General features: G+C 42.2%; 23 protein-coding genes. 20 read left to right on the top strand and 3 right to left on the bottom strand.

The genetic code is table 11. The annotated features are described in order from the left end of the window. The first annotated feature begins 28 nt into the window (after positions 1-28). Together RL70_RS02020 and RL70_RS02015 are read left to right on the top strand one after the other, a co-directional pair. Positions 29-637 (top strand): DUF1405 domain-containing protein, encoded by a 609-nt coding sequence (locus RL70_RS02020; RefSeq protein WP_039041835.1) that lies wholly within the window; start codon positions 29-31, stop codon positions 635-637. Between the two features lie 67 nt (positions 638-704). Continuing rightward, a complete protein-coding gene (locus tag RL70_RS02015) occupies positions 705-1,376 on the top strand; it encodes a zinc metallopeptidase (protein ID WP_039041765.1) in 672 nt (223 codons plus the stop codon). 41 nt (positions 1,377-1,417) lie between these two features. On the opposite strand, the gene RL70_RS02010 is transcribed toward RL70_RS02015, so the two are convergent. Then, positions 1,418-2,290 (bottom strand): YitT family protein, encoded by an 873-nt coding sequence (locus RL70_RS02010; protein WP_039041764.1) that lies wholly within the window; start codon positions 2,288-2,290, stop codon positions 1,418-1,420. Positions 2,291-2,394: 104 nt separating this feature from the next. Between RL70_RS02010 and RL70_RS02005 the strand changes: the two genes are divergently transcribed. The 15 genes from RL70_RS02005 to RL70_RS01935 all read left to right on the top strand — a co-directional run bounded on the left by RL70_RS02005 (position 2,395) and on the right by RL70_RS01935 (position 17,176). Further along, complete coding sequence (locus RL70_RS02005) at positions 2,395-2,733, top strand: nucleotide pyrophosphohydrolase (protein WP_039041763.1); 339 nt, start codon at positions 2,395-2,397, stop codon at positions 2,731-2,733. After that, positions 2,730-3,527 (top strand): 4-hydroxy-tetrahydrodipicolinate reductase, encoded by a 798-nt coding sequence (dapB, locus tag RL70_RS02000; RefSeq protein WP_039041762.1) that lies wholly within the window; start codon positions 2,730-2,732, stop codon positions 3,525-3,527. The genes RL70_RS02005 and dapB overlap by 4 nt, the downstream gene beginning before the upstream one ends. Before the next feature lie 210 nt (positions 3,528-3,737). Further along, the gene (gene bshA, locus RL70_RS01995) at positions 3,738-4,874 is read left to right on the top strand and encodes an N-acetyl-alpha-D-glucosaminyl L-malate synthase BshA (RefSeq protein ID WP_039041761.1); all 1,137 of its coding nucleotides are present in this window, start codon (positions 3,738-3,740) and stop codon (positions 4,872-4,874) included. Between the two features lies 1 nt (position 4,875). Further along, positions 4,876-6,054, top strand: a complete 1,179-nt coding sequence (locus RL70_RS01990) for a CCA tRNA nucleotidyltransferase (RefSeq protein WP_039041760.1) — start codon at positions 4,876-4,878, stop codon at positions 6,052-6,054. After that, a complete protein-coding gene (locus RL70_RS01985; protein WP_039041759.1) occupies positions 6,032-7,012 on the top strand; it encodes a biotin--[acetyl-CoA-carboxylase] ligase in 981 nt (326 codons plus the stop codon). The genes RL70_RS01990 and RL70_RS01985 overlap by 23 nt, the downstream gene beginning before the upstream one ends. A 240-nt stretch (positions 7,013-7,252) precedes the next feature. Further along, on the top strand, positions 7,253-8,092 hold the full coding sequence (gene panB, locus RL70_RS01980; RefSeq protein ID WP_039041758.1) for a 3-methyl-2-oxobutanoate hydroxymethyltransferase: 840 nt from the start codon (positions 7,253-7,255) through the stop codon (positions 8,090-8,092). Further along, complete coding sequence (gene panC / locus RL70_RS01975) at positions 8,089-8,955, top strand: pantoate--beta-alanine ligase (RefSeq protein ID WP_369795173.1); 867 nt, start codon at positions 8,089-8,091, stop codon at positions 8,953-8,955. Before panB ends, panC begins: the two co-directional genes overlap by 4 nt. A gap of 3 nt (positions 8,956-8,958) precedes the next feature. Next, the gene (panD, locus tag RL70_RS01970; protein WP_039041757.1) at positions 8,959-9,339 is read left to right on the top strand and encodes an aspartate 1-decarboxylase; all 381 of its coding nucleotides are present in this window, start codon (positions 8,959-8,961) and stop codon (positions 9,337-9,339) included. A gap of 197 nt (positions 9,340-9,536) precedes the next feature. Then, positions 9,537-12,311: an ATP-dependent DNA helicase DinG gene (gene dinG, locus RL70_RS01965; protein WP_039041756.1), complete on the top strand. Its 2,775-nt coding sequence runs from the start codon at positions 9,537-9,539 to the stop codon at positions 12,309-12,311. Positions 12,312-12,391: 80 nt separating this feature from the next. Further along, positions 12,392-12,877, top strand: a complete 486-nt coding sequence (locus tag RL70_RS01960; RefSeq protein ID WP_039041755.1) for a DUF5590 domain-containing protein — start codon at positions 12,392-12,394, stop codon at positions 12,875-12,877. A 31-nt stretch (positions 12,878-12,908) separates the two neighbouring features. Further along, positions 12,909-14,108: a pyridoxal phosphate-dependent aminotransferase gene (locus RL70_RS01955; RefSeq protein ID WP_039041833.1), complete on the top strand. Its 1,200-nt coding sequence runs from the start codon at positions 12,909-12,911 to the stop codon at positions 14,106-14,108. Between the two features lie 51 nt (positions 14,109-14,159). Further along, the gene (gene asnS / locus RL70_RS01950) at positions 14,160-15,455 is read left to right on the top strand and encodes an asparagine--tRNA ligase (protein ID WP_039041754.1); all 1,296 of its coding nucleotides are present in this window, start codon (positions 14,160-14,162) and stop codon (positions 15,453-15,455) included. Between the two features lie 26 nt (positions 15,456-15,481). Further along, positions 15,482-16,195 carry a DnaD domain-containing protein gene (locus RL70_RS01945; protein ID WP_039041753.1) on the top strand — a complete coding sequence of 238 codons (714 nt, stop codon included), beginning with the start codon at positions 15,482-15,484 and terminating at the stop codon, positions 16,193-16,195. 5 nt (positions 16,196-16,200) lie between these two features. Beyond that, on the top strand, positions 16,201-16,851 hold the full coding sequence (gene nth / locus RL70_RS01940; protein WP_039041832.1) for an endonuclease III: 651 nt from the start codon (positions 16,201-16,203) through the stop codon (positions 16,849-16,851). Continuing rightward, complete coding sequence (locus RL70_RS01935; RefSeq protein WP_039041752.1) at positions 16,844-17,176, top strand: YpoC family protein; 333 nt, start codon at positions 16,844-16,846, stop codon at positions 17,174-17,176. Before nth ends, RL70_RS01935 begins: the two co-directional genes overlap by 8 nt. A gap of 43 nt (positions 17,177-17,219) precedes the next feature. Here RL70_RS01935 and RL70_RS01930 read toward each other — a convergent pair whose 3' ends face one another. Both RL70_RS01930 and recU read right to left on the bottom strand, forming a co-directional pair. Then, positions 17,220-19,994: a penicillin-binding protein 1A gene (locus RL70_RS01930; RefSeq protein WP_039041751.1), complete on the bottom strand. Its 2,775-nt coding sequence runs from the start codon at positions 19,992-19,994 to the stop codon at positions 17,220-17,222. Continuing rightward, positions 19,994-20,629, bottom strand: coding sequence for a Holliday junction resolvase RecU (recU, locus tag RL70_RS01925; protein ID WP_039041831.1), 636 nt, complete (start codon positions 20,627-20,629; stop codon positions 19,994-19,996). The genes RL70_RS01930 and recU overlap by 1 nt, the downstream gene beginning before the upstream one ends. Positions 20,630-20,809: 180 nt before the next feature. Here recU and RL70_RS01920 point away from each other — a divergent pair, with 180 nt between their 5' ends. From RL70_RS01920 to RL70_RS01910, 3 genes are read left to right on the top strand one after another with little or no spacing between them, the layout of a single operon-like run. After that, the gene (locus RL70_RS01920) at positions 20,810-21,187 is read left to right on the top strand and encodes a YppE family protein (protein ID WP_039041750.1); all 378 of its coding nucleotides are present in this window, start codon (positions 20,810-20,812) and stop codon (positions 21,185-21,187) included. Further along, positions 21,177-23,459 carry a DEAD/DEAH box helicase gene (locus RL70_RS01915; protein ID WP_039041749.1) on the top strand — a complete coding sequence of 761 codons (2,283 nt, stop codon included), beginning with the start codon at positions 21,177-21,179 and terminating at the stop codon, positions 23,457-23,459. The genes RL70_RS01920 and RL70_RS01915 overlap by 11 nt, the downstream gene beginning before the upstream one ends. Further along, positions 23,449-24,726, top strand: coding sequence for a ribonuclease H-like domain-containing protein (locus tag RL70_RS01910; protein ID WP_039041748.1), 1,278 nt, complete (start codon positions 23,449-23,451; stop codon positions 24,724-24,726). Before RL70_RS01915 ends, RL70_RS01910 begins: the two co-directional genes overlap by 11 nt. Positions 24,727-24,734 lie beyond the last annotated feature (8 nt).

Below are 24,734 nucleotides of genomic sequence, written 5' to 3'. Positions count from 1 at the left end.
GGATTCTGCAATGTATGGAGTGAAGGGTATGCAATTTGCACTAACTTGGATACGAATGATTCTGTTCAACAAATCGTTCCTATGGATTTTATTGTTCATCAATATCATTGGAACTGTATACGGGTATGATTGGTACATGTGGCAACTTGAAATCACAGATCCGATTTATTGGATATTCGTACCCGACAGCCCGACCGCCAGTTTGTTTTTCTGCTTTGCTATCATCGGCTGGTTACTGAATACGAATTTCAAATTGTTTGAAGCTCTCGCTCTCATTACTCTTGTGAAATATGGGATATGGGCTGTAGTTATGAATCTGCTGACATTGAACGAAGTGGGCTCAATTGGTCCTGCTGGATGGATGCTTGTTATTTCACATGGGGCGATGGCTCTTCAGGGAGTATTGTATTGGAATAAGTACAAATTCGGGATGATTTCGATTTTAATAGCCGCTGTTTGGACGTTGCATAATGACGTAATCGATTATGTCTTTGGACAGATGCCAATCTATGGGGACCTGATGAAGATGATGGATACCATAGGCTACTTCACGTTTTGGTTATCCATTGTTTGTATTTTACTTGCGGTATGGAATTGGAAGCGTCGTCATAAAATTGTAACAGAGCTAATCCAATAAGTATCTTAAAAGTTGCGAGTCACTTTCAAGCACACTAGAATAGGGAGTAGGGAAAGGGTGAGGACCGTTGAATTTCTTAGTGTATTTAGGCATCATAATTTTGTTGCCATTGTATGCACAGTTCAAAGTAAAAAGTACGTATAACAAGTATTCAAAAGTTCGTTCAACATCTGGAATGACTGGTGCACAAGTCGCTCGTCTAATCTTAGACCACAATGGCCTACAAGATGTAAAAGTCGTAGAAACTCAAGGAGTTTTGAGCGATCACTACAATCCAGTAACTAAAATCGTTGCATTATCGAGTCAAAACTATCACGAGGCATCTGTCGCTGGAACAGCTGTAGCCGCTCACGAAGTCGGTCACGCCATCCAAGACAAGGAAGCTTATGCGTTCCTTAGATTTAGACATCGCCTCGCTCCTGTAGCTGGAATCACTTCTAACGCAAGTTGGTTATTTATCATGGCGGGTCTGATTTTCTCAAGCATGAACAGTTTACTCGGAATCGGAATCATCATGATGGCAGTCGGAGTGGTATTCCAGATTGTCACGCTTCCAGTAGAGTTCAATGCCTCGAGTAGAGCGATGACTCAAATTGTTGAGCTAGGGATCATTCGAAACGAAGAAGAACCCCACGCGAAAAAAGTTTTAAGTGCAGCCGCAATGACATACGTTGCAGCAGCTGCTGTTGCTGTACTTGAATTGCTACGTCTTGTAACAATTTTCTTAAACCGTGACTAAACAAAAAAATGCCCACGCTAAATTTTAGCGTAGGGCATTTTTCATCTTGGAATCGGTTGTTTCTTATCGTCTAACGTGAAGCCTTCTCCCATCACATCATGGACATCAGAAACGGAGACAAATGCATGTGGATCGATTGAGGTGATAATATTCTTCATCCTCATAATTTCGTTCTTCGCGATGACACAGTACAAAATACTACGATCCGCTTTTGTGAAGTGGCCATACCCTTTAAACACTGTCACTCCACGGTCCATCTCAAGAGCAATCTTAGTTGCAATCGCATCTTGATGATCCGAGATGATAAACGCCCCTCTTGCGGCATATGCGCCCTCTTGAACAAAGTCAATGACTCGAGCACCGACAAATAACGCAACTAGCGTGTACATGACTGAACGATGATCTAGATACACATACCAAGAGACCAGAATAACCACAGCATCGAACATGAACATCGTTTTCCCAATGCTCCATCCCCAATGGATTTGGGCGAGCCGCGCAATAATGTCTACACCACCTGTAGTACCTCCGAATCTAAAGATGATTCCAAGTCCCACACCGATAAAGATACCTGCGAATAACGATACAAGGAACATGTCTCCCTCAAGATGGATATCGATTTGATACTTCATGAACACCTTTAGAAAAACAGAGACGGCAATTGTCCCTACGACGGTATAGGTGAATATACGCTTTCCGAGCATGCGCCATCCTATGATGAACATAGGGATGTTAAGTACTAAGTTCATAATGGCAGGGTCCCATTTGAAAGCAAAAAAGAGAATTAATGTAATACCTGTAAATCCGCCTTCTGCTAACTCGTTTTGAATATTAAAATGAACGAGTCCAAAGCTGAAAATGGCAGCTCCGAGTACAATGAAAAACAAATTTTTAAACTTTATATCCTTGAACATCTCATCACTCTCCTAAAAGCACTAGTGTTATTATCAGTCATCCAATATATTTTGACAACAGGAAGATGAATGAATACGATAAGTAAAGAAAGGTGTGAGCGACAATGAGTGAATCGAAAACGATGAAAGCAATGCAAAAAGAGGTAGATGCATACATTTCAAGCTTTAAAGAAGGATACTTTCCGCCAATGGAGCTCATAGCCCGTTTGACAGAAGAACTAGGTGAGTTATCCCGTGAAGTTCAGCATGTACATGGTATGAAGAAAAAGAAGAGTTCTGAAAGCGCGAGCACTTTAACTGAAGAGACAGGTGATTTGTTATTTGTACTCATTTGTTTTGCGAATGCTCAAGGAATTGAGTTGACGGAGGCATTGGATACTGTTCTTAATAAGTTTAAAACGCGTGACGCAGACCGCTGGACCAAAAAGGAGGAAATGAAATGACAATCCGTGTCGCAATCGCAGGTGCCCGTGGACGAATGGGAAGTACTGCAGCAGCAGCAATTAATGAAGCTCAAGATATGGAGTTTGTAGGAGCACTTGACTATAAATACGATGGTTGGTACATAAATGAGGGTACACTTATAGAGCATTCACCTGGAGTTCAAGTATATACTTCTATTGCAAAATTGGCAGAAGTTGCGAGGCCGGATGTACTTCTCGATTTAACGGATCCGGAAGCAGTCTTTCCAAATGCTCAAAAAGCGCTGACTTTGGGTATACGTCCTGTTATTGGAACATCAGGTTTGACACTGGAAGAAATCGATCAGTTGAAAATGTTGAGCGAACAAAAAGAACTATCTTGTATTTTAGCTCCTAACTTCTCAATTGGTGCAGTTTTGATGATGAAGTTTGCTGCGCAAGCCGCTCATTATCTAGGGGATGTTGAAATTATCGAAATGCATCATGACCGAAAGTTGGATGCTCCTTCAGGGACTGCGGTTAAAACAGCTGATATGATTTCGAGCGTAAGGACACCGCACCTACAGGGGCATCCAGACGAACAAGTGAACGCTTATGGCGCAAGAGGGGCTGACGTCCAAGGTATGAAGATCCACAGTGTCCGTTTGCCTGGATTGCTTGCACACCAGCAAGTGTTACTTGGTGGTGAAGGTGAGTTATTATCCATCCGCCACGATTCGTTCGACCGCAAAAGCTTCATGCCAGGTGTTCTTCTTGCCGTGCGTGAGTCTATGAGTCAACATCAATTTATCAATGGGTTAGAAGAACTCATCTAAAATGTTGAACAAAAGAGTGTGATGCACTCTACAAGTTAGTTGTTTGTAGGAGAGCAAAATAGAAGGACTTTTACGCGTGACATCGAACTCACTGTGTTTTAATTGGATTGAAATCGAGCCTTTCGGAAATCATTCGACTGGAGCGATAACCAAGGGCACTATACATTTGTAAATAACGTAATGAAATCTTAATAAGTAAGGGATGATGGGATGGAACGATTAAAAATAGGTGTCATTTGCTATCCATCCTTAGGAGGATCGGGAGTAGTAGCTACGGAGCTCGCTATTAAAATGGCTGCAAAAGGTCATGAAATTCACTTTATAACGTCTAGCCTTCCGTTTAGATATAACGAACCTCATGAGAATATCCATTTCCATGAGGTAAGGATCGATGGATATGCAGTATTCAAGTATCCTCCGTATGATATCGCTCTTGCAAATCGAATCGGTCAAGTCGTTGAGGAGCATCAGTTAGATTTGCTTCATGTTCATTATGCGGTTCCTCATGCAGTGTCAGCAGTGTTGGCGAAAGACATGATTCAATCGGATATCGGTATTATTACGACGTTACATGGTACGGATGTGACGATTCTTGGACACGATCCAGCACTACGCAATACAGTTAAATATGGAATTGATAAGTCTGATATTACAACAGCGGTTTCTGACTCACTACGTAAAGAAACCATAGAGCTAATAGAGCCTACCAAAGATATTATAACCATCTATAACTTCATCGATGAAGATACGTACCATCCTGTTGAATGTGGATCTTTACGTGAGGACTTCGATATTAAGAAGGATGAAAAAGTAGTCATTCATATATCAAATTTTAGAAGTGTCAAGAGAATTCCAGATCTGATTCGTGCATTTGCGAAGATTGTAGAAAAAGTTCCCTCCAAACTTTTATTAGTTGGAGAGGGTCCTGAGGTTCCAAGAATTCGTAGGTTGGTGGACATGCTTGGCGTTACTGAAAAAGTAATTTTTACCGGAAAACGTGATGACTTGCCAGAACTTTTATCATTCAGTGATGTCATGGTACTTCCTTCTGAAAAAGAGGCATTCGGACTTGTGTTATTAGAAGGGTTCGCATGTGGAGTTCCTGCAGTCGGTACAAAGGCAGGAGGAATTCCTGAAGTGATTGAAGAGGGGATTAATGGTCATATAGTGCCTATAGGTGACCCGGATGCGATTGCAGAAAAAACGCTCCGTATTTTGAGTGACAGCGATGTTCATCAACAGATGAAAGAGAACGCGATGAAAACTGTAAAAGGGAAGTTCGCATCTGACACCATCGTCGCACAATATGAAAAGCTTTATTATGACTTGCAAAAGAAGGAATGCTAATATGTTTGGAACTACTAAAAGCCGTACAGTCATCACTCGTTTAAACGAATTTGGGTATGAAGCCGTTTTTGTAGGAGGAGCTGTACGGGACTTTCTTCTTGGGAAAGAACCAACAGATATCGATATTGCCACTTCAGCGACCCCTGACCAAGTAAAATCTGTTTTCAAGAACACAATAGACCTCGGAACAGAGCATGGCACCGTATTGGTGATCGAATCAGGCGAACCGATTGAAGTGACGACCTATCGTACGGAAGGAACGTATTCAGATAATCGCAGACCGGATGAAGTCCATTTTGTAACTTCTCTAGAAGAAGATTTGAAAAGACGAGATTTTACTATCAATGCCCTCGCTCTTCGAATGGACGGAGAAGTAGTAGATCCTTTTAATGGTAGGGAAGATTTGTCGACTAAAACAATCCGGGCCGTTGGGAATGCAAGTGAACGCTTTAATGAGGACGCGCTTCGAATGATTCGGGCAGTCCGGTTTGTATCTGTACTTGGATTTGAATTGGAATCCTCGACAAAAGAATCGATTACAGCCCTGGCCAGTACTATTAAAACTCTCTCTGTTGAGCGGATTAAAAGCGAGTTCGATAAATTGTTTCAAGGTAAATTTGCTCACGATGCTTTGAAGTTACTAGCAGAAACAAATTTGTCAGAGGCACTTCCTTTATTCCCTAAGCGGCAAGATACATGGTTACAGTGTGCTCCATTCCGAAATTCACTGGAGGGGTGGGCGTCATTGATGATTGCTGGTGACTTCGATGCATCCGAGGTCGTAAGAGCATATAAATTATCAAACAAGGAACGGTTGTATTTGAAATCGATACAAAAGTTCTTTGAAATTAGACAACAGCGCGCTTATACAATCGATGATTATTACGCATCCGAGTATTCGACGTTGGTGTCTGTTGAAAAGATGATAGTTGCTTTCACCAATCGAGTAACAATCGATGAAAACGAGATCGAGAAAGCAATGAATGGGTTACCGATTCATTCCAAGCAAGAATTAGCTGTGAAAGGTGAACAACTGATGGAATGGACAGATAAAAAAGCAGGAAGATGGCTAGGAGAGGCGATTCAAGCCATTGAGCACGCTGTCCTACATCAAGTAATTCCGAACGAACAGAATGCGATAAAGGAATGGTTTTTACATGAATACGAATGTAAAAAGTGAGTTGCTAAAAAGAATGTCAGCAGGTAAAGACAATCCAGTGTCAGGACAACAATTGGCAGATGAGTATGGTGTATCCCGCACCGCCATCTGGAAATATGTAAAAGAACTTGAAAGTGAAGGGTATGAAATTGGCTCGATTCGAAAAAGAGGGTATTATTTAATCGACTCACCAGATACAGTAGGTCCTGCGGCGGTTCAACAGTTTTTGCAAACTGAAAACTACGGACGCAACATTCGTCATGTTGAATCGTGCCCATCGACACAGATACTTGCACACGAAGAAGCCCAAAATGGTGCACCCGACGGGACTGTTATTATTGCTGATGAGCAAACCGCTGGTAAAGGGAGACTGTCACGCCCTTGGTCTTCTGTAGCTGGGAAGGGGATCTGGATGAGCGTCATTACACGACCCAGGTTAACCCCGCAGCAAGCACCTCAAATGACTCTTGTGGCTGCAGTCGCTATTGTACGTGCTATCGAAGAGCTGACGGATGTCACGCCTACTATAAAATGGCCGAATGACATCTTGGTGGATGGTCGTAAACTAACAGGGATTCTGACTGAGCTTCAAGCGGATCCGGATCGTGTAAAAGCCATCATTCTTGGTATCGGCATGAACGTTAATCAGCAGTCAGAAGATTTCCCTGAAGAGATCCGTTCAATTGCCACATCTCTTTGTATTGAAGAAGGGCAACCGGTTAGTCGTGCAAAATTGACGGCAAAAGTCTTGGATTATTTAGAATTATACGTTGGGCTATACGTCGAAAAAGGATTCGCCCCCATTAAACTCCTTTGGGAAAGCTACGCAGACTCCATCGGCAAACGTGTTCGCATCTCGACACTGCAAGACACCTATGAAGCGACTGCTAGAGGTATTTCAGAAGACGGACGTCTTGAAGTGGTGCTTGACGATGGAACCATACGAGGAATCTATTCAGCTGATATTCACATTATCTGAACAATTAAAAACCATTTGGCAATTACCCACATTGGGTGTTATAGTGATTGAGAAGGGCGATATCATATTGAATCGCACCTGTAATACCAGTACGTGAACACAATTAAATAAATCTGCCTTGATCATATTGACAGGGACGGAGGAAACCTATGACGATATCCTACACAACCCTTCTGTCTTTTTATGACTAGAAGGGTTTTTATGTTTTGGTTTTCTCCTGAATAGGAGAGGAGAAGAACAATGAAAACAATTACGGACTTCAAACGGATGAAAGCTGAGGGTGACAAAATTGTGATGATGACAGCATATGATTACCCAACAGCGGTTTTTGCTGAAAAATCAGATGTTGATATTTTGCTAGTCGGGGATTCTCTTGGAATGGTCGTTCTGGGATATCCTTCAACTGTATATGTGACTTCGGATGACATGGTTCATCACGGAAAAGCGGTAAGACGTGGCGCAAAAGATACGTTTCTTGTTGTCGATCTGCCTTTTGGGACGTTTAGAGGCTCACAAGATCGAATTCTTAACGAAGCAATTCGGGTCTTTCAAGAAACGGGTGCAGACGCGCTTAAAGTCGAAGGAGCTGATGAAGTATTGGATACGATTCAGCTACTTACGAACACAGGGATCCCAGTTGTTGCCCATTTAGGGTTACTTCCTCAATCGGCATCTGTTATTGGAGGCTACAAAGTACAAGGAAAGACAGCGGATTCTGCACGTAAGCTGTTGGATGATGCGATATTGTGTGAACAAGCAGGTGCATGCATGATTGTTGTCGAGTGCATCCCCCATCAGTTGACTGAGAAGTTAACGAAAGCGGTCAGTATTCCGATCATAGGAATAGGCGCAGGGGCAGAAGCAGACGGCCAAGTACTTGTATTCCACGACCTTGTAAAATATGGAGACCATCGTCTACCGAAATTCGCGGAGTGCTTTAGCGATGCTGGAGTAGTTATTCAAGATGGAATTTCATCCTATACAAATGCAGTACGAACAGGAACGTTTCCCGTCGCGCAGCATCAGTTCACGATGAAAGAAGAAGAATTAGTGAATTTGTATGGAGGCGGAAACCAGTGACTGAAACAACTCCAATGCAATGTACAGCTTCAATCTCAAAAATGATTGAATGGCAGCAAGACATGAAAGCATCGAATCGGACAATCGGTTTTGTTCCAACGATGGGATTTCTTCATGAAGGCCACGTATCGTTAATACGGGAAGCGAAAGAGAACAATGACTGCGTCGCAGTTAGTATCTTCGTAAACCCTACTCAATTTGGACCAGGGGAGGACTTTGAAGCGTATCCTCGCAATTTGGATGCAGATGTAAGACTTGCTGCGCAAGCGGGGGCGGACATTATATTTTGTCCTGAAGTAGAGGAAATGTATCCAACTGATGGGGGTATACGTATAGTTCCAGGTCCTCTGGCAGACCGGTTATGCGGAGCATCGCGTCCGGGTCACTTTGATGGCGTGTTGAAAGTGGTCTTGAAGCTCGTGAATATCGTGCAACCAAACAACGTGTACTTTGGCATGAAAGATGCGCAACAACTTGCGATTATTGAAACGTTTTTCCGTGATTACAACTGTCCAGCAACCATAGTTCGCGTTCCAACAGTTCGGGAGTTAGATGGATTGGCAAAAAGCTCGAGGAATGTGAACCTTTCTTCTCAAGAACGAAGCGAAGCACCAGCACTATATGAAACGTTGCAACAGGGGCAAGTTTTAGTCCTTGAAGGGGTCGCAATTGATGCAGTTAAACAATTTGTCACAGAAGCACTTGAGAAAAAGACATCGGGGACCGTTGACTATATATCAATACTGACCTATCCACTATTGGAAGAACCGACCGCTATGTCGAAAGATCTGATCATTGCTTGCGCAGTCCAATTTCCAAAAGCTCGTTTGATCGATAATATCATTTTTGAGAGGGAAGGCTGAATCATGTTCCGTACGATGCTCACAAGTAAACTACACCGCGCTACAGTTACAGAAGCCAATTTGAATTATGTAGGAAGCATTACAATTGACGAAGACTTACTAGATGCAGCCAATATCCTGGTTAACGAAAAAGTACAGATCGTCAACAATAACAACGGAGAACGATTCGAAACGTATACCATTCCAGGGAAACGTGGCAGTGGCATGATCTGCGTTAATGGTGCTGCTGCAAGACTCGTTCAACCAGGAGATATCGTCATCATACTTGCGTATGCTCTCATGCTAGACGAAGAAGCGCAACAACATACCCCAATGGTCCTACTCATGGATGAACATAACAAAGTAAACCAAATTATCCAAGAATCCCACGGTGTAATTGTTTGATAATCTCTATGTGAATTGCATTTAGAAACGCATATTGTATTCTTATTTAAAACTAAATGACTATCCAGAAACAGTATCTACTGACTTTCTGGATAGCTTTTTCATTTTTTGCCATGTTCGCACCCTTCCTTTAGAGCCTAGACTGAATATATGGTACAATCTGCAGTAGGAAACCGATACAGGAAGTTGATGAATCCATGGAAAATCTAAAATTTGCAGTAGTCGATTTGGAGACAACCGGTCATTCCCCCGAAAAAGGCGACCGGATTATTCAAATTGCCATCATGTTCATTGAAGACGGCATTCTCACAAACGAGTATGTCCGCTTTGTCAATCCCGGTCAAAAAATCCCTGTTTTTATACAAGAACTAACGGATATCACGAACGCCGAGGTAAAAGATGCACCGTTATTTGAAGAAATTGCGCAAGAAGTGAGAGACTTATTAGAGGGATGGGTTTTTTCCGCACATAATACGAACTTCGATTTAACATTTCTGCAAAAAGAGTTTCTACGTTGTGGAATTCCTCGATGGCAAGGAAAACAAATCGATACAGTCGAATTTTCAAAAATCATGTTTCCATCCGCGGTCAGCTATCGTTTAAAAGAATTGACAGAGGAACTTGGAATCGAACTTTCCGCTGCTCACCGTGCAGATGATGATGCAAGAGCGACAGCCCACTTGTTACTTAAATGTATTGATAAAGTCAAATTGCTTCCAGAACAAACGATAACTCGTTTACATAAGCGCTCTTTTTCGTTGAAAACAGATCTATCCGTAATATTCTATCTAGCGCTAGTAGAGGCGCGTCAAAAAACGCTTTACCCGCATCTCTCTCATTTCCGGGGAATTCCTTTTCGGCAAACCAAGCTCATCCAGAACCTTGAACCTAGAGAAATTACCTATCCAATCAGTCAAGATGAAAAAGACCAGTTGCTCATTCAAGCATATCCTTCCTACGAATCTAGAAGCGCGCAACTGCAATTCATGGATGCTGCTTGGAAATCCTTACGTACAGGAACGGAGATCATGGTTGAGGTTCCTACAGGAATAGGAAAGACAGTATCTTATTTGCTGCCTGCAGCCATTCGCGCAGTGGAAACAAAACAAGCAGTCATTGTGAGTACGTACACGAATCATTTGGCAGATAAAATTATGGAAGAAGAAATTGACGTCGTCTCGAAAGCATTATCTGTTCCAGTTCAAGCTACCGTGTTGAAGGGGCGTTCAAATTATATTTCGCTAGCAAAGTTTGCAGAACTGTTGTTAAGTGGCGAATCGAGTTATGACAATATATTCACTGAAATGCAACTTTTAGTTTGGCTAACGGAAACCACGACGGGAGATGTTAACGAACTTAATCTTTCAGGTGGCGGCATGCTGTATATCGATCGAATCCGCAAACGTTCTTCGGTTCTTGCAGAAGATGAAGTTGGAGTGGATTATCATCAAATCGCTTTAGAAAATTGCCGTCATGCAGATATTGTCATCACGAACCATGCATTACTTCTCAGTGATGGAGCCAGTAAGGAACAAATTGTTAAGGAATCTTGCGGACTCGTTGTCGATGAAGCCCATCAGTTTATACACGCGGCCTATAAAACAAATGAAATCATATTCTCCTATACAAATTGGAAATATGTACTGGGGCAAATTGGCTCTGAAGCAGATGACCAAATTAGTCGTCGCATCGAAGGGATTCTAATACGAAAGAGATTACATCGTTCACGTGAGCGTTCAAACCTTTTGACAGCATTCGAGAAATTCTCTTCTGCTTTTGATGCTGCTATCCATGAGTTAATAGGGTCAGAATCAGTTCAAAGAGGTCATGTTAAGGGGAGTCGACTTCATGTTGCTTTAGAAGACATCACGGCGGACCGAATCGTATTTGAAACTGTGTTCCAATCCATGAATAGCTTCATTGAGCAAGCTTCGACATATGTTAAAAGATTGGATCGGGAAGTGGAAAGTCTTTCCGATAAAGAACAAGCGATTCTTACAGAATGGCATTATTGGATAGATGAGCTTCGCGTGAAAATTGGAGAATGGGTCGAATTATTCCTTGATAACGAATCGGATGGAACTGTTTGGATGGAGCAAGACCAAAGAAGTATCCCGGGAAGTCTCACAGTCATTAAAAGTCCTATTGACAGTGCACCTGTGATCCGTAATTCACTGAACTCATTTTTCACTGAGGAAAAAGGCGTGATATGGACGTCTGGGACATTATCTGTGAAAAGCGATGAGCGCTTTGTTGCACGGCAATTAGGTGTTGCCCAAGAGGTGCCCGTTCTGAAGTTACTTGCTCCTGAACACTTCTATACAGGTGCCCAGATCTTTCTTATCGATGATATGCCGAACATTCAGCAAGTCGCACAACAAGAATATGTAGAAGAAGTGGCGGAGGCAATCGTCCAAACGGTAATGGTAACTGAGGGGAGACTTTTTGTTCTCTTTACGTCGCAAGATATGCTGAATCAAACCCATGAACTCATTTCAGACAGTGGATTGTTGGAAGACTATGCACTCATCGCTCAAGGCATCAGCTCAGGTAGTAGGTATCGATTGTTAAAATCATTCCGTCAGTATGAAAAAGCGGTATTGTTCGGTACAAATAGCTTCTGGGAAGGGGTTGACGTCCCTGGTAACTCATTATCAGCAATTATTATAGTGCGTTTACCTTTCTCTTCTCCGTCTGAACCTGTGTTTAAAGCAAAAACTGCCCTACTGAACCAGATGGGGAAAAATGCATTCACTGCATATGCATTACCTGAAGCAATTTTGAGACTACGTCAAGGTTTTGGAAGACTAATTCGCTCATCTACAGATACTGGTTTTTTCATCATCTTGGATCGACGAATTGAAACGAAATCATATGGTAAGAAATTTTTAGAAGCGCTGCCAGACGTGCCTGTTAAAAAAGTGTCACTTGCACGTATGGTAGATGAACTTAATAATTGCTATAATAAATGAGTCTAACGGACTTAGATGAATACGTTTTTAAAAAATCAATCTAGGTCTGTCTAAACCCATTAAGAGTGGGATGTGAAATAGTGATAAACTGGATAAAATTTTTCGCCGTTTTTCTCTTTGCTCTAACGCTAGCTTTTACGTCATTTGTCTTTTACAAAGCTTATGAACCTGCTTCTACGTTAAAAGAAAATGCGACCAATCGAGTATTGGATGCGGGTCTTTTAGAAGAAGCAGATCGGGCTGAAGTGTACAATGGCACAACATCACTTACAGTGGTCTTTGGAAAAGATTCAAAAGGTGTTTCAAAAGCCGTTTTTGTAAACGAGAAGGCGAAATCAGATGAGGATCTGAACGTGATTACTCTTGAAAAAGGTATAACCGCAAAACAAGCATTATCCTCGGTCAAACAAGAAATGAACGTCAACAAACTCATCCATGTTAAACTGGGAGAGGAAGACGATGCTGCTGTATGGGAAGTCGCATTCAAAAATGAGGACAATAAACTGAATTACGTGTATGTCTCATTTTCAGATGGACAGTGGCAAAAGCGAATTTTAAACTTATAGGAAGTGCATGAACGCACTGGTAAAGGGAGCGATGGACTTGGCGAAGCAATTAGCATCTAGAGTAACTACACTTTCACCTTCAACAACTTTGGCGATTACAGCTAAAGCAAAAGAAATGAAAGAATCTGGTATTGATGTAATTGGTCTTGGTGCAGGAGAGCCTGACTACAATACACCCGAGCCTATACTGGAAGCAGCATGGCATTCTATGAAAGAGGGAAAGACAAAGTACACACCATCTGGTGGTCTTCCTGCTCTAAAGGATGCAGTCATTGGGAAGTTGGAAAAGGACCAAGGCTTAACGTATGCGCGTACTGAAGTCATGATCGGGATTGGCGCAAAGCATGTGTTGTACACATTGTTCCAAACGATTCTAGATCCATTAGATGAAGTGATCATTCCTGCACCATACTGGGTGAGTTATCCGGAGCAAGTGAAACTTGCAGGCGGAGTACCTGTTGTCGTTCAGGCAGCTGCAGAAGCAGAGTTCAAAGTGACGGCCAGTCAGATTAAGCAAGCTATTACATCAAAAACAAAAGCACTTATCCTTAACTCTCCTGGTAATCCTACAGGAATGGTGTATACAGAAGAAGAACTAAAAGAGATTGCGAAAGTGTGTAAGGAACACGATATTTGGATCATTTCGGATGAAATTTATGAGAAACTCGTTTATGGAACGGCAAAACATGTTTCCATTGCAACATTGTCAGACGATGCTAAGGAGCGCACGTTTATTATTAACGGTGTTTCAAAATCACATTCGATGACAGGATGGCGTATTGGGTTCATTGCCGGGAACGAAGAAGTCGTAAAAGCGATGACAAATCTTGCCAGCCATTCGACATCAAATCCTGTAACTACTTCACAATATGCGGCAATCGAAGCGTATAATGGTTCACAGGATGCAGTAGAGATTATGCGGAAAGATTTCGGCGCTCGTTTAGAACGTATTTATCCGCAAATCCAGGCAATTCCCGGTTTCCATACAGTGAAACCACAAGGTGCATTCTATTTGCTACCAGACGTATCAGAAGCTGTGAAACATACAGGTTATGAAAACGTGGATGCGTTTGCAAAAGCATTACTGGAAGAAGCAAATGTGGCAGTTATCCCAGGTAGCGGATTCGGTTCAGAAGAAACGATTCGATTATCATACGCGACTTCTATTGATTTGTTAGAAGAAGCTGTGCGCCGTATAGACCAATTTGTAAAAGAGAAATGGAACGACTGAACGAAAACTGACTAGGTAGTACAAGTACCTAGAAAAACTTTGGAGGCTCTTATGAAAACGATTATGATTCACGAAATGCCTGATCATGAAGGCGAAACAGTACGAATTGGAGCATGGCTTGCCAACAAGCGTTCAAGCGGTAAGATTGCATTTTTACAATTACGTGATGGCTCTGGTTTTGTACAAGGGGTTGTTGTTAAGGAAGATGCTGGTGAAGAATTATTTGCTACTGCAAAAGGTTTAACACAAGAGACTTCCTTGTATGTAACAGGTGAGGTTACTGTAGACGAACGTTCAAGCTTTGGGTATGAGCTGCAAGTCAAAGGGATTGAAGTGATTAAAGTAGCAGAAGATTACCCAATTACACCTAAAGAGCATGGAACAGAATTCCTTATGGATCACCGTCATCTTTGGTTGCGTTCACGGAAGCAACATGCAGTGATGAAAATACGTGACGAAATTATTCGCGCAACGTATGAATTCTTCCACATGAATGGATTTATCAAAATCGATCCACCGATATTGACAGGTTCTTCTCCTGAAGGAACTTCAGAGTTGTTCCACACGAAATACTTTGATGAGGATGCTTATCTTTCACAGTCAGGACAGCTTTACATGGAGGCTGCTGCGATGGCACTTGGTAAAGTATTTTCATTCGGTCCAACATTCCGTGCTGAAAAGTCGAAAACTCGCCGTCACTTAATCGAGTTTTGGATGATTGAGCCTGAAATGGCGTTCGTAGAACATGCTCAAAGTTTAGAGGTACAAGAGCAATTTGTAGCACACGTTGTTCAATCTGTACTTCAAAACTGCAAACTTGAGCTAGAACGTCTAGGTCGGGACACTTCAAAATTGGAAAAAATCCAAGCGCCGTTCCCGCGCATTACGTATGACGATGCAATTGAGTTCCTTCACAAAGAAGGATTCGATGATATCCAATGGGGTGACGATTTTGGAGCGCCTCATGAGTCGGCCATTGCGGAAAGTTATGATCTACCTGTATTCATCATGAATTATCCAATAGGCATTAAGCCATTCTACATGCAACCACATCCTGATCGTGATGATGTTGTGCTATGTGCAGACTTGATCGCCCCTGAAGGATATGGAGAAATCATTGGTGGATCTGAACGTATTCATGACTATGAACTCATGAAGCAACGTATCGAAGATCACCAGCTAGATGCTTCTGCATACGAATGGTATTTGGAGTTAAGTAAATATGGCGCAGTGCCTCACTCTGGTTTCGGTCTTGGATTAGAGCGTACTGTCGCTTGGATTTCAGGGGTTGAACACGTGCGGGAAACGATTCCGTTCCCACGTCTACTCAACCGTCTGTATCCTTAATAAAGCAACAAGGAGGAGTTCGCCATATGCAACAAGATGAACGGCTCCGGATGTGGATTGAGCAGGGGAATGTTACTATTCCCCAGCTTTTTTTTAACTCTTATAAAAAACTAGGCATTCAAGATTCGGATGCCATGCTCATTTTACAAATGGAAGCCTACCGTGCTCAACATATTGAGTTTCCGACGCCATCCGATTTTTCATCACGGATGAACCTCACAGAAAACGAGGTATCCCAAGTATTGCAGCGTCTCATGCAAAAGGGATATTTGAAAATTGGCCAAACTAGTGATTCCAATGGAGTACTGTTTGAACAATTTTCACTACTTCCTTTATGGGAAGCGGTTTTAGAATGTGAAATCGGGAGTCAGAATAAAACAGTTGAAGTAAAAGAAAAGGAAGAAGAAGGACAAATCTTCCAAGTTTTTGAGCAAGAATTTGGGCGTCTTCTTTCTCCTATGGAATGTGAAACGATTGCGATGTGGATTGATCAGGATCATCACGGCATTAATATTATTAAAGCAGCTTTAAAAGAGGCTGTTATTGCTCAGAAACTAAGTATGCGTTATATCGATCGGATTTTGTTTGAATGGAAAAAGAAAAATGTAACGACACTTGCAGATGTCGAAAAACAAACTAAAGCCTTCCGTTCCCCTACGCAATCTATACGACAGGGAAAAGCACAAGGAACTGTTAAACGGGTTCCTCTCTACAACTGGCTTGAAGATCGGGATGGGTGAGTGGAATGTTAACTAAAACAGAGTGGCACTATTGCTTAGAGGAAATCGACACGATGTTTCCGGATGCTCATTGTGAGCTTGTGCACGAAAATGCCTTTGAATTGGTCGTTGCGACACTTTTATCCGCACAATGTACGGATGTGCTGGTCAATCGTGTAACTGCAGAGTTGTTTAAGAAGTACAAAACGCCAGGAGATTATTTGGAAGTTCCAATCGAAGAATTGCAACAAGACATTCGTTCGATTGGTCTCTATCGGAACAAAGCAAAAAATATCCAAGCGTTGTCGCTCATGCTTCTAACTCAATTCGGTGGGGAAGTCCCTGAAGATCGCGACGTGCTGACAACACTTCCAGGAGTGGGTAGGAAAACGGCGAATGTTGTAGTCTCAAATGCGTTTGGTGTTCCTGCACTTGCTGTCGATACACACGTTGAACGTGTAGCAAAGCGTTTGGCAATGAACCGATGGAAAGACTCGGTCTTGGCAGTTGAAGAGAAAATCATGCGATGGACACCAAGAGAACGATGGACACAGACGCATCATCAACTTATTTTTTTCGGTAGATATCACTGCAAAGCCCAAAGACCGAACTGCCCGGAATGTCCACTGCTTTCTGTATGTCGAGAAGGAAAGAAGAGGATGAAGACTAATGGATAATTCAAAACCAAATGTAACAAAAGACCAAGTAATGCTTTACTTTGATAAATGGGAATCTCTAAAACCTGAAATTCAACAGCGTTATGACCAGAAGCAATCCGATGCTTCTGAGTCGATGGCGATTGCCATTGCAAACTATGAAGAATTACTAGAGGTATGTGCACCAGTCGGTGGTTCTGATCGTCGTACAAAAATGGAGCCATTGAATGGGGAGGAGCGCCTTCAATTCATCAAGGATAAGGTAATAAGTCCATTTGCACTCATTCAATTGAATTTGCTCTATACGGAATTGAGAAAGAAGATTGCCCGATTTATCACCAATTAAAAAAACAGCGACTTCGTTTTTACGAAGTCGCTGTTTTTTGTTGTCAGTTTTCGTCTGATGTCTTTGTATCATCAGGTTTGGTTCCAGAAGGTTTCGACGAACTGGCTGTATTGGAGTCCGAGTTATTCGAAGGGTTGCTACTGACGCCATCGGAACCGTCAGCATCGTTACCTTCTCCATTATTTTCAGAGTTGTTTCCGTCTGAACCATTGCCGTTGTTGCCATTATTGTTTCCGTTATTACCATTGTTACCGTTGTTGTTCCCATTGCCATTATTATTGTTCCCGTTGTTGTTATTGCCATTATTATTGTTGTTGTTGTCATTGTTAGAGCCGTTATTTTGACCGTCATCCTCATTGTCCTGATCAGAGTCCCCTTGGTTTTCATCATCAGGATTTTCTTCAGGCACTTCTTCTTCAGTTGCCTGAATCATAAGCGTTGTCGAAGCAGGGGAGCTAACAAGATTATCTGCTTTTGCAATAACAGAGAACGTATACGTATGACCCGGTTCGACATTCCCGAATGTGAAGGATTTATCGCTTGTCTCCGTAAGTGATTGGGATCCTCCGCCATCTACAGAAACTGAAACTGCAAATGAGACATCGCCATCAAAATCATCAGAATCAGGCTTATTGTGGTTCCAACTTAAGTCGATTTCCTGATTATCGGCGTCATATTCTGCACTTAAATCAGTAGGCGCTTCAAGTTCCGTCACTTCTTCCTCAGGCTCTTCCTCTACATATGTGCGCTCGGGAAGAGTTCCACGAACAAATAGCTCATCACTTTTCAGGTTGCTTGGTGTGCTATTACTTGCCAATTGAAGCGGTTGAGATCCTGCGACGATTGTAGCTTCTTCAACAGAACTAGGCTTTTTGAATTTCTTCGGATTGTTGCCAGAAGCGATATCGCTCATCACTTGACGGAACAATACTTTAGGCATATCGCGACCGCCTTGGAAACCGACTATGGGTTCGTTTCGTTTTTCATGTCCTCCCCAAACTGCAATCGTATAGTCGGATGTATATCCTGCAAACCATGAGTCAGGTACACTGTACTGGCCAATGTTATATTTCTTTTTGTCGTCAGCTGAATAGTTAGTTGTACCCGTTTTCCCCGCAATGTCCATTCCAGGAATGTTTGCTTTTGTTCCAGTTCCATTTGGTTTTGTCATCACGTCACGAAGCATATCTGTCACCATATAAGCGGTGGAATCCTTCATCGCGGAAACTGGATCTGGAGAAAGATTGATTTCAGTTTTACCATCTCGTAAAATTATTTTTTTTACTGCATGGGGAGCATTGTAGATACCTTCGTTTCCGAATGCCGCAAATGCTCCTGCCATTTGTTGAGTAGAGACGTCATTGGCGCCTCCGCCAATCGCATCCGATTGGTATAATTTTTTAACAGGTACGCCAAGTGAGTTTGCAAATTCCCCGGCGTTTTTAGTACCAACTTCTTCAAATGTTTTAATCGCTGGGATGTTTCGAGATTCATACACTGCTTGACGCATAGTGATAGGTCCCTTGAATCTATTGTCGACGTTATTTGCTTTTATACCTTTTGTTTTTTCATCTACGATTGTCTGACCAGTCGACCAGTTTAAGTATTCAATTGCAGGGCCATAGTCTAAAACGGGTTTGATCGAAGATCCAGGCTGTCGTTTTTGGTCGCTTGCATAGTTATGGTTAAATAATTTGTAATCACGACCTCCACCAACTGCTACAATCTCGCCTGTTTTTGTATCGACAACTGTCATACCTGCTTGAATTGTATCTGATTCAAAGTTGCTAGAATCTGCAAGTGCTTTTTCGACAGCTTGTTGTGCGTTAGGATCTAGGGCGGTTTGAATCGTAACACCATCTGCCTCAATATCTTTGTACCCTGCTTTTTGGAGTTCATCCATAGCAATATCAATGTAAGCTTGGTATTTAATATCCATTGGTTTTTCGCGTTTTTCTTCAGGAAGAAGAGAAGCAGTGACCGGGATGGATTTCGCGGTATCCATTTCCTCTTTTGTGATTTTTTCGTGTTGGTTCATGAGTCTCAATACAATATCACGACGTTTTTGTGCACGTTCAGGGTGTTTGAATGGATTGTAAGCATTTGGTGATTGAGGCATCCCTGCTAACATTGCCATTTCAGGAAGCTCCAGCTCATTTAACTCTTTCCCGAAAAAGTACTCAGCACCTGTACCAAATCCATATTTGTTACCTGACATGAGGACTTTGTTGAAATACATTTCAAAAATTTCTTCTTTGGAATAATTTCGTTCTAGCTTAAAAGCAAGCCATGCTTCCTGTGCTTTTCGCTTTAATGTTTTTTCATTCGTGAAGAATGAGTTTTTTATAACTTGCTGTGTTAATGTCGAAGCTCCTTGAGAGCCAAAACCGCTTTTAAGATTGGCAAGGACAGCACCACCAAGACGCCATAGGTCAATTCCGTGGTGTTTGTAAAAACGGGAGTCTTCCGTTGCAAGAATTGCGTCTTCCAATTCTTTAGGAATTTGGTCGTATGGTATATATTTTCGCTTTTCATTACCTGTAGTGTAAATAACGTTGTCGTTACGATCTAAAACTTTTGAAGAGAGCGGGTCTTTTAATAGACTTTCATCTAATGCGGGTGCCGTACTTGCATAGTAGGCGAATAAACCTGCACCTGCCATCAAAAATAGTAATCCGATAACAACGATTGCTTTCAATATGGTCTTAACGAGACCTTTTTTCTTTTTAGGTGTTTTTTTATGTTTCCGCGACGATTTCTGCTCCGCCTCCGCTTGTTGTCTGCGTGCGGTCCTTGAATTTGGAGTATTTTTGTCCATTAGGATTCCTGCCTTTCAATTCGTTCACCGGTTGTTTGTTCAACTAGACCGGTTAGAGCGTGTAAATAGTCTAGACGTGGATGATAGCCAGGTTGTAATTCGACTGACATTTCCTCAAGTTCAGAAAGAGTAATCGATTTTCTGCCACCATCAATCATCCTTGTCCATGTTCCGATGAAATTTCTAAAGGGTAATACGAAATAGCGATCTAAGAGAGAAAAGCGGATAATTAGAAATGCAATACCACCTTGTTCGTGTACTTGAGACATATGCTCAACTTGATGATCATGTATATTTTGTAAAGGAAAAGAAGTTTTGTTTTTCGTCTCCTTCGCTTCAAAATCGACATATTTCCCTTGCCATACGCCGTTGTAGTCAGTTGTGGAAGCAGTTTTGAAATAAGCTTCAGTAATTACTGCTGCACTTCTCGCCGGATATCGGACGTTAACAATTTGAATAGGTACGGGTTTTTTATGAATGACTGCGATCCCTCTACTAGTATAATACTCGTTGCTGTCATTCAATTCATCTTCCAACGTTTTACCCCGATTGCTGAAAGATAATGAAGTTGGTTTGGCAGCAGTATTCGTTGTAGTAGGTACATATTTTTTGCCATTTGGATAGCGTATCGCCAACATACTCACCTCACATCATCAGTGTATCATACCACAATATTGAGACGTTAAAACGTTGATTAGGTTGCAAACTACAAAATGCTCTCCCTTTTAGAGAGGAATGCACGTTCGTCAATGTTGGAACTAAAAGCACTAATTTGATAAACTTAAAATAGAAGTAGTAGAAAGGTGACAAGTAGTATGAGGTTACAGCAGTTAACAGAACAATTACTTGAAGTATGCGATGAGTGCTTAGTTCGGCATAGCGACATGCGACTTGAAAATCGCGAACCCGACTTTTATAAAGAAGTTAAACCATATGCCGATCACTGGCATCTGATGATAGATGAATGGGACGAACTCGTACAACAATGGATTCGTACAAGACGGCCAAAATACGTACGACCTATTCAAATTTCAACGTTAAATGATCTGATGAAACAATTTACCGTTCAATCCTTTTATCAAAAGACAGGGAAAAAGCGATTTGTTCAATCCATTCAATCCGCCAGTTATACATTGAATACCGTTCGTATCGCGTTGGAAAAAGAGAAAGAGGAGGGCGGAGATGGCAAATAACGTAAATCTCCAGTCATTTATTGATGAGTTGAAACAAGATCCGGAATTCGCAAAGAATGTAAAGCATTATAAAGTGACGGAAGGAAAAGACGCAATCTATGCTACTTTTCCTGAGAAATTGCATCCATCATTAAAAACGGCGCTTTCACATAAAGGCATACATCAATTATATAGTCATCAGCGGAAAGCATTCGACTTCGCACAACAAAAAAAATCATATACAGCGGTAACTCCAACGGCGTCTGGTAAATCACTTTGTTATCATTTACCTGTTCTTCAAAGCATATTGGAGAATGAAGCCTCGCGAGCATTGTATCTCTTTCCGACAAAAGCACTCGCGCAGGATCAATTAGCCGATCTACATGAACTCATTGAAGCGAGTGGAGAAACGATACTAAGTTATACGTATGATGGAGATACTGCACCCGGATTAAGAACGAAGGTTCGTAAATCGGGGCATATTGTGTTGACCAACCCGGATATGCTACATTCTGGAATTTTGCCGCATCATACGAAGTGGGTTTCACTTTTTGAGAACTTGAAGTATATCGTGATCGATGAATTGCATACGTATAAGGGAGTGTTTGGTACACATGTTGCCCATGTGTTAAGACGCTTAAAACGAATTTGTGCTTATTATGGAAGTAACCCTGTGTTCATCTGCACTTCAGCAACAATTGCAAACCCTCAACAACTTGCGGAAAACCTGACGAATTCCTCAATGGAGCTCATTGCGGATAACGGAGCGCCTGCTGGCAAGAAGCATTTTTTGTTTTACAATCCACCGGTTGTCCATGAAACGTTTGGAATTCGTAGGAGTGCTGTCTTGGAAGTTCGGGATATTGCTTCCCGCCTTTATCGAGAAGGGGTTCAAACCATCATTTTTGCAAAAAGCAGAGTGCGTGTAGAAATGCTCGTAACCTATATGAAAGAACTCACCAAAAAGAAATTGATGGATGAGACGATCATGGGGTACCGGGGAGGTTATCTTCCTTCAGAGCGTCGTAAAATTGAAAAAGGACTGCGTAATGGGACGATTAAGACAGTAGTCAGTACAAATGCGTTGGAACTTGGTATTGATATTGGTCAACTCCAAGCATGTGTTATGACGGGTTACCCGGGAAATATCGCAAGTGCATTGCAACAAGCAGGTCGAGCAGGAAGAAGGCAGGATGACGCACTCATCATTTATGTCGCACAGTCTATGGCGTTGGACCAATACATCATCGAGCATCCTGATTACTTACTAGGTGGATCACCAGAGGAAGCGCATATTCACCCTGACAATATTGTCATACTCATGGATCATCTACGGTGTGCTTCATTTGAACTGCCATTTTCGGTGAACGATCAGTATGCAGAGTTCGATGTCCAGCAGCTATTGGAATTTTTAGCGTCTGAAGGAGTTCTCGTATTGGCAGGGGATCATTGGCACTGGATGACAGAACGTTTTCCTGCGAGCGAAGTAAGTTTACGTTCAGCTTCTCAAGAAAATGTAGTGATTATTGATAAAACCCGACCTAAAGAAACGACGGTCATTGGAGAAATGGATCGATTCAGTGCAATGACGTTGTTACATGAAGAAGCGATCTATTTGCACCAAGGTACACAGTTCCAGGTTGAAATGTTAGATTGGGAGGAAAAGAAGGCGTATGTGACAGAAGTGGATGTCGATTACTTCACAGACGCGAATTTAGCTGTTGAGCTGAAAGTAATCAGTGAAGACAAAAAGCAGGATGACGCATCCCAGACAGTGGCATTCGGCGATCTAGCTGTCCTGGCAATCCCAACAATTTTTAAGAAGATTCGATTCGATTCTCATGACAATATCGGTTCTGGTCCTATTCATTTGCCAGCTGAAGAGCTACATACAGCGTCCACGTGGCTAGCATTTGATGTACCTGAAGGATGGACAGAAGCTACCTTGACTGACGCCATGACTGGTGCAGCACATGCGATGCAATCCTTTATTCCTTTGTTTGTTCAATGTGACAGAACTGATATTCATGTGGTACCGCAAGTAAAAGCAGTCCATACAGGAAAACCGACGTTTTTCATCTACGATAGTTATCCTGGAGGAATTGGATTGAGTGAAAAGATGTTTGACCAATGGAATTCATTGCTTCGCCAGGCCGCCTCGCACGTAAGTTCATGTGAATGTGAAGGAGGCTGTCCAATTTGTACAGGTCCGCCCGAAGCTGATACAAATTTGAAGCTAGGCGCTGCGGAGCTTTTGAAGAGTATGGCAGGTGGTGACGCGCGTGTCGTATGAGCAAAATCTTATGAAGATGAAAGGTATGTTGAAAAAATCAAAAGCTGACTCTTCAACTCAGAAAGAAACCTCAAAGATCGTTCAAGCGTCATCTCCTAGTTACGAATCACAGTGGCTAGCAGCAGGTCTCGAAAAAGAGACCAATCACTACGGGACCGTTTATAAGAAAATTGTCGACTATGACGAATTCTATACACACGGGAAATATCAATTGACCGAATTGACGGCCACGTTGCAAAAATGGAAGAGCTCAGGGGAACGACATCCGTTAGCACCTGACCCAGACAAACGACTCCTTTTTTTTGATACAGAAACCACGGGTTTGAAAGGGACCGGGACACTTATTTTTCTAATCGGTTTAATCGAGCAACGAGGCAAGGGCTTTAGAATGACCCAGTATGTACTGCCGGGTCCTGCTCATGAAGCAGCGTTTCTTTATGCAACTGAATTATGGGAAAAGCCGGTTACGCTTGTCATGTATAACGGAAAGAGTTTCGATGTGCCTCAATTGGATACCAGGTGGACAATGAATCGGAACTTACTACCTCCTTTGCCAAAGCACGATCAGATCGACCTGCTCCACGGTTCCAGGCGCATTTGGAAACACGAAATGGAATCGTTCAAATTGCCTGCAGTTGAAGAGGAACAACTTGGATTTGTACGGGAAGACGATATGCCGGGCTATTTGGCACCGATTATCTATCAAGATGCTGTGAAAAATGGTCGTGCTGAAATGCTGATGAAGATTTTGCTGCACAATGAGTACGATATTTTGTCACTTGTCACGTTGTATATTCGTTCAACTGAGCTTCTTTTACAGGAGGAGTTATCAGGAACTGCGATTAGCCAAACGAATATTGGAAAATGGTATGCCGATTTGAAGTCACATAGTCGAGCAACTGCTGTCTTAGAGCAGGTAATCGAGGAATATGGGACTCAACACCCGACAACTCACTTCCATTTCGGGTTTCTTTTAAAAAGGGAAGGGAAATACAAAGAGTCACTAGATGCGTTTGGTGTCTGTATGACGAAGTCGACTGGACGGGAACGGATTATTGCACTTGAGGAAATGGCGAAAATACTTGAGCACAAAAACAAAGACTGCACAAAGGCGCTACAACTTTGTGGAGTTTCCAAGGGGCTGCTTGCACGTGATTCCTCATTGTCTGCTTCGTTTTCTATGCGCATGATTGCGGAGTTCACAAAACGGGAAATGAGACTTAAGAGAAAATTATTTCCCGGGCAAGCGCAGGACTCGACAAAATAACACTTCTA

Source organism: Sporosarcina sp. ZBG7A, from assembly GCF_000813425.1.
Lineage (GTDB): Bacteria > Bacillota > Bacilli > Bacillales_A > Planococcaceae > Sporosarcina.
This window is presented reverse-complemented; position numbering and strand designations above follow the sequence as displayed.